The sequence below is a fragment of the Streptomyces sp. NPDC007095 genome (assembly GCF_040634475.1).
GTDB lineage: Bacteria > Actinomycetota > Actinomycetes > Streptomycetales > Streptomycetaceae > Streptomyces.
The window spans coordinates 1-9,900 of sequence record NZ_JBEYFS010000223.1 but is presented as its reverse complement, the minus strand read 5'-3'; the positions used below and the strand labels follow the sequence as shown (position 1 = coordinate 9,900).

Sequence of the window (9,900 nt, the reverse complement as noted above, 5' to 3'; positions counted from 1 at the left end):
GTACGGTGCCGGGTTCACCAGGATGTACGGTGCCGGGTTCACCAGGATGTACGGTGCCGGGTTCACCAGGATGTACGGTGCCGGGTTCACCAGGATGTACGGTGCCGGGTTCACCAGGATGTACGGTGCCGGGTTCACCAGGATGTACGGTGCCGGGTTCACCAGGATGTACGGTGCCGGGTTCACCAGGACCTACGGTGCCGGACTCGGCGGACATGACGGACTCCTCAGCAATACCGTTCGCGTGACCCCACCCAGCGTAACGAAACACCAGATCCGTTTACCCCTCACCGAGCGTGACATCCGGGTGTAGACGCACGTCACGGGCCTGATACCGTCCCCGCCAACGGCCGAATTCACTCCTGGTCCGCCAAATCCGTTTCACCGCTGAGAGGTTGGAGCATGCCGGACGACGCCGCAGCACGGGACGCCGCCGAGGAGGCCTCGGCCTTCTCCCACCCGCCGGTCGACCCCGACGTCACCGCCACGTACGGCGACCATCCCGACCAGGTGATCGACTTCTACACCCCGCGCGAACCCGACCCCGAGGTTCCTGCCCCGCTGGTGATCGTCCTGCACGGCGGCGCCTGGCGCGCCCCGTACGACCGTCGCCACATCACCCCGTTCGCGGACTACCTGGCCTGCCGGGGCTTCGCCGTGGCCAACGTGGAGTACCGCCGGGGCGCCACGATCCCCGCGCAGGGCGGCGAGGGCCCGGTCGCGGGCCGCTGGCCGGACACCTTCGACGACATCGCGGCCGCACTCGACGCGCTGCCGGCGCTCGCCCGTGAGCACCTGCCGCGGGCGGACCTCCGCCGCACGGTGATCACCGGCCACTCGGCCGGCGGCCACCTCGCCCTGTGGGCCGCCGCCCGCCACGTCCTGCCCGCCGACGCTCCTTGGCACACCGACCGCCCCGCCCCGCTGCGCGGTGTCGTGGCCCTCGCCCCGATCGCGGACTTCGCGGTCGCCGAGAAACTGAACGTCTGCTCCGGAGCCTCCCGCCAACTCCTCGGCGGCGAGGCCAGGTTCGCGGAGCGGCAGCCGTACGCCGACCCGGCGTTCCTGCTTCCCACCGGCATCGCCACGACCCTCGTGCAGGGCCGCACCGACGTCGTCGTCCCTGAGGTGGTCGCCGAGTCGTACGCGGAGGCGGCGGCGAGGGCGGGCGAGGTGGTGGGTCTGACGCTCCTGGAGGACGTGGGCCACTTCCCGCTGATCGACCCGGCGGCGGACGCGTGCGCGGTGGTGGCCGAGGAGATCGCCCAACTGGCTTGGTAGCGTCCCCCGGTCATACCCGTAGTACCTGAGAGCTACCTCCAAGATGAGCTCCCTGGCGGGACGCGAATGACACGTCACGATCCGTAACTTCCCATCCAGAGGCGCCCGATGAGCGGGCGGACCGGACGGGAAGGACGCCATGGAGCTCCGGGGGAAGCCGACCACGGCGGGAAGGGCGACACAAGCCACCCAGACGGCACCGCCTCGTGAACCGTCCAGTCCACCACCCGAGCCGACGGAGTCATCCGAGCCGGTCCGGACGGTACGGACGGTACGGACGGCCCCGTCGGCTCAACCGGCGGAGCCCCCGCCCCCCACCCCCCGTTTCCGGTTCCTCCGGCGCCTGAGCCGCACCCTGCTGGCCGCGCTGGTCACGGCCGCCGTGGTCGTTCCCGTCTCCGCCGCGGCCCGCCCCCGGATCCCCGCCCCGGCCCCCGCCGCCCTCGCCCCGCCGACGACAGCGACGCTGGACGAGGCGTACACGGCGAACCGGGCGAACGCCGCGGAGGCGTCCCGCATGGCCGCCGCCCACGGCGACCGCACCCGCGCCGCCGCGGACCGCGCCATGGCAGCTCCCTCCCGCCACTTCCTCTCCTTCGACGGTCGCGGCCAGGGCCTGGCCGTCGAGGTCCTCGGCGACCTCGCCCACGCCGACCGCGTCGCGGTCCTGGTCCCGGGTTCCGACACGACCTTGGAGACCTACGGCCGCTTCCGAGCAGGAGCGGCAGCCCTCCAAGACCGCCTCGACAGACTCGACCGTAGCCATGGATCCCACGGATCCCATGGATCCACCTCACGTCCGCATACGGCGGTCATCGCCTGGCTCGGCTACGAGACACCGGGCACGGTCAGCACCACGGTCCTGACGACCGGCCGCGCCGAGGACGCGGCCCCGCAGCTGAAGGGGTTCATACGCGAACTGCGGGGCGTCGTCGGCGAGAAGGCGCACGTCTCCCTGCTGTGCCACTCGTACGGCACGGTCGTCTGCGGCCGCGCGGCGCACGGGCTGGACGCGGACGACATCGCCCTCATCGGCAGCCCGGGCACCGGCGCGGACTCCGTGGCGGCGCTGCGCACCTCCGCTCGGATCTGGGCGGCCCGAGGCGCCGACGACTGGATCGTGAACGTGCCGCACGTCCACGCGGACCTCTTCGGCACCACCGTCGGCTTCGGCGCCGACCCGGTGTCCCCGGCCTTCGGCGCCCACGTCTTCGCGGCGGGCACCGGCGGCCACAGCGACTACTTCAAACCGGGCTCCGTGTCCTTGGACAACCTCGCCCGGATCGTCCTCGGAGACACCTCGGAGGTAACCCGTGCGTGAGTCGATGGTCCGTAAGTCGATGGTTCATGAACAGGAAGCCGCCCGCCGAACGCCCGCACGGAACGCACGGAACGCACAGAACGCACAGAACGCACCGACCACCCCAACCACCCCAACCACACCGAAGCGCCGCACGCGCCTCTCCGCTCCCACGCGCACGGTCGCCCTGCGCACCGCCACCCACGCCATAGGAGACGGCGCCCACCGTATCGACGCCGCCACCCCCGCGGAGCGGGACCGCGCGGTCGACGCCCTGCGCGCCTTCGCGATCCTCGGTGTGGTCCTGGGCCACTGGCTGGTGACGGCCCTGGTCGCGGACGGCGGCGCGCTGCACACGGCGAGCCCGTTGCAGCACATGCCGTGGCTGGCCCCCATCTCCTGGGTCTTCCAGACACTCGCGGTGTTCTTCCTGGTGGGCGGCCATGTGGCGACGAAGAGCTATGCGTCGGCGCGGGCGCGTGGCACGACGTACGGACAGTGGCTGCGCGCCCGCCTCACGCGGCTCTTCAAACCCGTGGCCGCGGTACTGACGCTCTGGACGGTGGCCACCGTCGGCCTGCTCGTGTCGGGCACGGGAGTCGGTACGGTCCACACCCTCGTCAAACTGGCCCTGTCCCCGCTGTGGTTCCTCCTGGTCTTCGCGGGACTGACGGCCGCGACGCCCCTGCTCACCCGGCTCAACCCGCTGTGGCCGCTGGCCGTCGTTCTCCACGTGGACCTGATGCGTTTCGGACTCGGCGGCCCGTCCTGGCTCGGCTGGGTGAACGTGGCGGCGGGCTGGATGGTCCCGTACACGCTGGGCGCGGCCTGGACGCGCGGCGAGTTGGACCGGCGGCGTGCGGGCTGGGTGCTGCTCCTGTGCGGCGCGGCGACGACCGCGGCGCTGGTGATGTGGGCCGGCTACCCGGCGTCGATGGTCGGCGTCCCGGGCGCGGCGGTCTCGAATCTGAACCCGCCGACGCTGGCCGCGGTCACCTTCGGCATGGCTCAGTGCGGCCTCGCTCTTCTGCTGCGCGAGTCGTTGCGCCGGTGGATGCGGCGGCCCCTGGCGTGGGCTGCGGTGGCCCTGGTCAATCTGTCGGCGATGACGATATTCCTCTGGCACCAGACGTCCATGATGGCGGTCACCGCTGTGGGCCTGTCGGCGGGAAGGCTGCCCGGTCTGCACATGGTTCCCGACGGTTTGGGCTGGGTGGCTGCCCGCCTCGCCTGGCTTCCGGTCTTCGCCTTCGGGCTCGGCGTCTGCTGGGTCGCCTTTCGCTCCTACGAACAGGGTCCGCGCCGCCGTTCCGGCCGCCCCTCCAGGGTCGTCCGCGTCCACCGTCGTGGCGGTCCGGCGGGGTCACGAACGGCCCGCCGTGCCTAGGGTTGATCACGTGACCAGCGCCGAGCCGAGGCCCCCGAGCAGCGAGCCGAGCAGCGAGCCGAGCAGCGAGCCGACCCGTGCGCTCCTGCGAGAAGTCCTCACCGACCTCACCTCACCGTCGGCGGCCCCGCTGCCCCCGCTGTCCCGGCCCCGTTGGCTGCGCTGGCTGCCGCACGTGATGCTGTGCCTGATCGCGCTCGGGCTCGCGCTCGCGGGCGTGGCCGAGCTGAACGACACCTACCGACTCGGCGTCCCGCTGGGTGAGGTGACCGGGGCCGCGCAGGGCGTCGCGATCGCCCTCGCCCTGCGGCGGCCCGTGCCGGCCTGGTGGCTGTCGCTGGGCGCCACGCTCCTGGCCGCCGCCGGGGCCAGGTCGCACATGATGGCGGACATCCGTGCGCCGCGCCCCGACTGGCCGTGGAGTTCGCCCGCGCTGGTCGCGCAGGCCTTCGTGCTCTTCCTGCTTGCGCTGCGGCTGCCCACACGGGTGGCCATCGGCGCGCTGTCCGTGACCGCCCTGCTGACGTACGTCATGCAGGGCCTGGTCGGCGGACAGCTGTACCACTCGACGGGGTTCCTGGCGGTCGTCGTCTTCGCCGCGGTGGTCCTCCTCGGCATCGCCCTGCGCGGCCGCCGCGAGGCCCGCACCCAGCTCGTCGAACAGGCCTCGCAGACCGAGGAAGAGCGTGCCCGTCGCACCCTCCTCGAGGAGCGCAGCCGGATCGCGCGCGAGCTGCACGACGTGGTCGCCCACCACATGTCGGTGATCTCCATTCAGGCCCAGGTCGCCCCGCACCTGGTCGAGAACCCCTCCGACGAACTGAAGGAGAACCTCGAGGGCATCCGGCAGAACGCCCTGGAGGCGCTCACCGAGCTGCGCCGCGTCCTCGGCGTGCTGCGCTCCGAGAACCCCGAGGACCCGTACGGCCTCGGTGCCGGCACCGGTGCCGCCCCCAACTCCCCGCAGCCCACGCTCGACCGCCTCGACGCCCTCGTCGAGAACACCCGCGCCGCCGGTCTCCAGGTGACCACGGAGATCACCGGCGAGCAGCTCCCGCTGCCGCCCGGCGTGGAGCTGTCGGCATACCGGATCATCCAGGAGGCACTGAGCAACGCGCTGCGGCACGCGCCCGGTTCGGTGGTCCGCGTCGAGCTGTGGCACTTCCCGCGCGGGCTGCAGGTGCGGGTGATCAACTCCAGACCCGAGCGTCCCGCCCCGCCGTCCCCGGGCGCGGGGCACGGGCTGCTCGGCATGCGGGAGCGCGCCGCGATGCTGGGCGGCACCCTCGTGACCTCCGAGACCGCGCACGGCGGTTTCGTGGTGGCGGCCTTCCTGCCCCGCGACGGCGCGGTCACGGGCGACGCCCCCTCCACCGACCTTTCCCCTTCCACCGACCCTTCGGCTGCCCCTTCCTCTTCCCCTTCCCCCTCCCCTGCCCCTTCCCCCGCCACCTCCCCATCCACCGACGTCGATCGCCCAGGCCGCACAGGAGACGAGAGCCGATGACGAGCAGCACCATCCGCGTACTGATCGCCGACGACCAGCAGATGGTCCGGCAGGGTTTCACCGTGCTGCTCAACACCCAGCCCGACATCGAGGTGGTCGGCCAGGCGGTCGACGGCCTGGACGCGATCGCCAAGGTCGCCGAACTCGCCCCGGACGTCGTGCTGATGGACATCCGTATGCCCGAACTCGGCGGCATCGACGCGACCAGACGCATCACCGGCGAGACCCCGCACATCAAGGTGCTGGTGCTCACCACCTTCGACCTCGACGAGTACGTGTACGAGGCGCTGCGTGCCGGCGCCTCCGGGTTCCTGCTCAAGGACGCGTCCGCCGACCAGCTGGCCGAGGCGGTACGGGTGGTGGCGGCGGGCGACGCGCTGCTCGCCCCCGGGATCACCCGCCGTCTCATCGCCGAGTTCTCCCGCCTGGACTCCACACCCCGTGCCCCGCTCAAGCAGCGCGTGGGCGAGCTGACCGAGCGGGAGACGGAGGTGCTGGCCCTCATCGCGCAGGGCCTGTCGAACGCGGAGATCGCCGAGCGCCTGGTCGTCGCCGAGCAGACCGTGAAGACGCATGTGGGCCGCATCCTGGTGAAACTGGGCCTGCGCGACCGCACCCAGGCCGCGGTCTTCGCCTACGAGTCGGGTCTGGTACGCCCGTCCGGCTACTGAGCCCGCGGACTTCTGCGACTACCCCATCCCCCGGGTGTCCCCACGGATCCCCCCGGGGGGACACCCGTAGTACCTGAGACGGATCCCGCAGGACCCTTCTCACTGGTGACGACCGCGACCCGGCAGGCGGCCTACCGTTTTGAACGTGACCGAGACGACCCAGACGCAGATGAAGCCGCCGGGCGGGGCCAAGCCCCGCAGCCCGGAGTTCCGGCTGGCCGCGGACGCCCTGCGCGGGCTGCGGCAGGACCTGTTCCACGATGCCTTCGCCTACCGTCCGCTGCCGCGGATGCGAGTGGACGGCCCGCTCACCCGACGCCTGCCCGAGCGCGTCAGGGAGTACGCGGCCTGGACTCCGCATGCCGTGGTCGCGGCGTGCGGACTGCTCGCGATGGCCGTCGCGAGCACCGCGAACCAAGGCGGCCCCGGCATCAGGAGTCTGGTGCCCAGCCTCCTCGCGCTGCTCCCGGTGCTGTTGACGCTCGTCCGGCCGGTCGGAGCCTTCTGGTTCTCCATGGCGGCGACACCGTTCGTGGTCGTGTTCAGCGACAGCTGGGGTGACTGGCCCTGGCCGCCGGGCGCCTTCATCACCCACCTGCTGGTGCTGACGGTCGTGGCGCTGCGGACCCGACCGCGCACCGCGGCCTGGATGTGGATGCTGACCGCGTTGTACGGGTCGGCGGCCGAGACCGTATTCGGCTCCGGGCACTACGCGACCGACTCGATGCCCCTGCTGTTCCTCGCCGCTCTCGCCCTGCTGGTCGTCACCGTCCTGCACATACGCCGCACGGCGGAGCAGGAGGTGACCGCCCAGCAGTCGGAGACCGCGCACGAGCGCTCCAAGCGCACCCTCCTGGAGGAGCGCACCACGATCGCCCGCGAGCTGCACGACGTGGTCGCCCACCACATGTCGGTGGTCGCCATCCAGGCGGAGGCCGCGCCCTACCGGGTGGAGAACCCACCGCCCGAGCTGGAGCAGGCCTTCGTCACGATCCGGGAGAACGCGGTGGCGGCGCTCACCGAGCTGCGCCGCGTCCTCGGTGTCGTACGGGCCGCGGACTACGAGGCTCCGGACGCCCCGCAGCCCACCCTCGCCGACCTCGGCGCGCTGCTCGCCAATGTGCGGGAGGCGGGTCTGAGCGTGGAGAAGACGGTCACTGGCGCGGTGCGCGAACTCCCGCAGGGCGTGGAGCTGTCGGCGTACCGCATCGTCCAGGAGGCGCTGAGCAACACCCTGCGGCACGCACCGGGCGCGACGGCCCGCGTCGAGATCGGCTACGTTCTCGGCGGGCTCGGCCTGCGCATAGTCAACGGCCCCGCGCAGACGACGACCCTGGTGAAGTCGACCCACGGCGCGGGACACGGCATCACCGGGATGCGCGAGCGGGTCACGATGCTGGACGGTGAGATGACGACGGGCGAAACGGACGACGGGGGATACGAGGTGACGGTCTTCCTGCCGGTGCCGCTGCGGGCGGCGGAGGAATCCGGATGACGAACGGCACCATCCGCGTCCTGATAGCCGACGACCAGGTGATGGTCCGCGAGGGCTTCTCGGTGCTGCTCGGCGCGATGCCGGACATCGAGGTGGTCGGCGAGGCGGTCAACGGACGGGACGCGGTCGAGCGGGTCCGTGAGCTCGGTCCGGACGTCGTACTGATGGACATCCGCATGCCGGAGATGAACGGCATCGAGGCGACCCGGGAGATCGTCGCCGCGGACAGCGCCGCGAAGGTGCTGGTGCTGACCACCTTCGACCTCGACGAGTACGTGTACCAGGCGCTGCGCGCGGGAGCCTCCGGCTTTCTGCTCAAGGACGCCTCGGCGCGCCAACTTGCCGACGGGGTGCGGGTGGTCGCGGCCGGGGAGGCGTTGCTCGCTCCGTCCGTGACCAAGCGGCTGATCACCGAGTTCTCCAAGCTCTCGGACGCCCCGCGGCTCTCGGCCACGGCGCAGGCGGCCTACGGCGAGCTGACCGAGCGGGAGACGGAGGTGCTGGTCCTGATCGCGCAGGGCCTGTCGAACGCGGAGATCGCCTCGCGGCTGTTCGTCGCCGAGTCCACGATCAAGACCCATGTGAGCCGGATCCTGGTGAAGCTTGGCCTGCGCGACCGCACACAGGCTGCGGTGTTCGCGTACGAGGCACGGCTGATCACACCCAGGTGACCCAGGCGACTCACATGACCGAGGCCACCGAGGCCACCGAGGCCACCGAGGCCATCGAGGCCATCGAGGTGACCGGCGACCTGGGTGCCTGCTGACCGGGGGAGCGCGGCGGCCGGGCCGATGGCGGGGTACGGGGGTCCCCGCCGCGGGCCCGGTCGCCGAGACGCCCCTGTTCAGCGGGGCCGAGTCGGGCTAGCGTCCGCCCATGGCAGCCTCGCACACCCCGCACACCCCGCACACCCCGCACACCCCGCAGACACCGTCGGCCTTCGATCCCTGGAACCCGGAGTTCGTGGCGAACCCGTACCCCGCGTACGCGGAGCTGCGCGAGCGCGGCCGGGTGCACTACTACGAGCCCACCGACCAGTGGCTGGTCCCGCACCACGCGGACGTATCGGCGCTGCTGCGGGACCGGCGCCTGGGCCGGACCTACCAGCACCGTTACACGCACGAGGACTTCGGGCGGACGGCACCTCCGCCCGAGCACGAGCCGTTCCACGTCCTCAACGACCACGGAATGCTGGATCTGGAGCCGCCGGACCACACGCGGATCCGACGGCTGGTCTCCAAGGCGTTCACGCCGCGCACGGTCGAGCAGCTCAGGCCGTATGTGGACCGGCTGGCGAACGAGCTGGTCGCCGGTCTGGTGGCGGCCGGCGGCGGTGATCTGCTCACCGATGTCGCCGAGCCGCTCCCGGTGGCCGTGATCGCCGAGATGCTGGGCATCCCGGAGTCGGACCGGGCGCCGCTCAGGCCGTGGTCGGCGGACATCTGCGGGATGTACGAGCTGAACCCTTCCGAGGAGACGGCGGCGAGGGCGGTCCGGGCGTCGGTGGAGTTCACGGAGTACCTCCGGGAGCTGATCGCGGCGCGTCGCAAGGAGCCGGGCGACGACCTGATCTCGGGGCTCATCGCCGCGCACGACGAGGGCGACCGTCTGACCGAGCAGGAGATGATCTCCACCTGCGTCCTGCTGCTGAACGCGGGGCACGAGGCGACGGTGAACGCCACGGTGAACGGGTGGTGGGCGCTGTTCCGCAACCCCGACCAGTTGGCGGCCCTCCGCGGCGACGTTTCGCTGATCCCCACGGCGGTGGAGGAACTGATGCGCTACGACACCCCGCTCCAGCTCTTCGAACGGTGGGTTCTGGACGACATCGAGATCGACGGCACGACCGTTCCCCGGGGTGCGGAGATCGCCCTGCTCTTCGGCTCCGCCAACCACGACCCGAAGGTGTTCGCGTCCCCGGAGAGTCTGGACCTCTCCCGCACCGACAACCCCCACATCTCCTTCAGCGCCGGCATCCACTACTGCATCGGCGCCCCGCTGGCCCGTCTCGAACTGGCGGCGTCCTTGGGCGCTTTGCTGGAGAAGGCGCCGACGCTCGCCCTCGCCGCGGAGCCGGAGCGCAAGCCGAACTTCGTGATCCGGGGGCTGGAGGGACTCGGCGTCGTGCTCTGACCCGCCCGGACCGCCGGCCCCGGCCCCGGCCCCGGCCCCACGGTGTTCTCGATCATCGGCACACTCCAGCTCTACGCCGAGCCGGCCGTGCTGCGCCAGATCTCCTCGAACATCTCCAGCACGTTC

9 protein-coding genes are annotated in these 9,900 nt (G+C 71.7%); 8 read left to right on the top strand and 1 reads right to left on the bottom strand.

The genetic code is table 11. From position 1 onward, the window contains the following. Positions 1-186 (bottom strand): hypothetical protein (locus ABZ656_RS46510; RefSeq protein WP_360277103.1); only part of this gene is annotated, 186 nt, incomplete at its 3' end. A gap of 216 nt (positions 187-402) precedes the next feature. Between ABZ656_RS46510 and ABZ656_RS46505 the strand changes: the two genes are divergently transcribed. The 8 genes from ABZ656_RS46505 to ABZ656_RS46470 all read left to right on the top strand — a co-directional run bounded on the left by ABZ656_RS46505 (position 403) and on the right by ABZ656_RS46470 (position 9,774). Continuing rightward, positions 403-1,281: an alpha/beta hydrolase gene (locus ABZ656_RS46505; protein WP_101399517.1), complete on the top strand. Its 879-nt coding sequence runs from the start codon at positions 403-405 to the stop codon at positions 1,279-1,281. 343 nt (positions 1,282-1,624) lie between these two features. Beyond that, on the top strand, positions 1,625-2,602 hold the full coding sequence (locus ABZ656_RS46500; protein WP_360277128.1) for an alpha/beta hydrolase: 978 nt from the start codon (positions 1,625-1,627) through the stop codon (positions 2,600-2,602). A 187-nt stretch (positions 2,603-2,789) separates the two neighbouring features. Beyond that, positions 2,790-3,968, top strand: coding sequence for an acyltransferase (locus tag ABZ656_RS46495; RefSeq protein ID WP_360277125.1), 1,179 nt, complete (start codon positions 2,790-2,792; stop codon positions 3,966-3,968). A gap of 130 nt (positions 3,969-4,098) precedes the next feature. Next, entirely contained in the window at positions 4,099-5,475 is a 1,377-nt protein-coding gene (locus ABZ656_RS46490) for a sensor histidine kinase (protein ID WP_360277122.1), read from the top strand. Beyond that, positions 5,472-6,146, top strand: coding sequence for a response regulator transcription factor (locus ABZ656_RS46485; RefSeq protein ID WP_054231356.1), 675 nt, complete (start codon positions 5,472-5,474; stop codon positions 6,144-6,146). Before ABZ656_RS46490 ends, ABZ656_RS46485 begins: the two co-directional genes overlap by 4 nt. A gap of 145 nt (positions 6,147-6,291) precedes the next feature. Further along, positions 6,292-7,641, top strand: coding sequence for a histidine kinase (locus tag ABZ656_RS46480; RefSeq protein WP_180361979.1), 1,350 nt, complete (start codon positions 6,292-6,294; stop codon positions 7,639-7,641). Beyond that, positions 7,638-8,312, top strand: a complete 675-nt coding sequence (locus tag ABZ656_RS46475; RefSeq protein WP_054231357.1) for a response regulator transcription factor — start codon at positions 7,638-7,640, stop codon at positions 8,310-8,312. The genes ABZ656_RS46480 and ABZ656_RS46475 overlap by 4 nt, the downstream gene beginning before the upstream one ends. A 205-nt stretch (positions 8,313-8,517) precedes the next feature. Continuing rightward, complete coding sequence (locus tag ABZ656_RS46470; RefSeq protein ID WP_360277098.1) at positions 8,518-9,774, top strand: cytochrome P450; 1,257 nt, start codon at positions 8,518-8,520, stop codon at positions 9,772-9,774. Positions 9,775-9,900: the final 126 nt, after the last annotated feature.

What these genes read in the sequence shown, in the direction of transcription:
- ABZ656_RS46470 (WP_360277098.1), top strand. Translation starts at nt 8,518, where the DNA reads ATGGCAGCCTCGCACACCCCGCACACCCCGCACACCCCGCACACCCCG.
- ABZ656_RS46475 (WP_054231357.1), top strand. Translation starts at nt 7,638, where the DNA reads ATGACGAACGGCACCATCCGCGTCCTGATAGCCGACGACCAGGTGATG.
- ABZ656_RS46485 (WP_054231356.1), top strand. Translation starts at nt 5,472, where the DNA reads ATGACGAGCAGCACCATCCGCGTACTGATCGCCGACGACCAGCAGATG.
- ABZ656_RS46505 (WP_101399517.1), top strand. Translation starts at nt 403, where the DNA reads ATGCCGGACGACGCCGCAGCACGGGACGCCGCCGAGGAGGCCTCGGCC.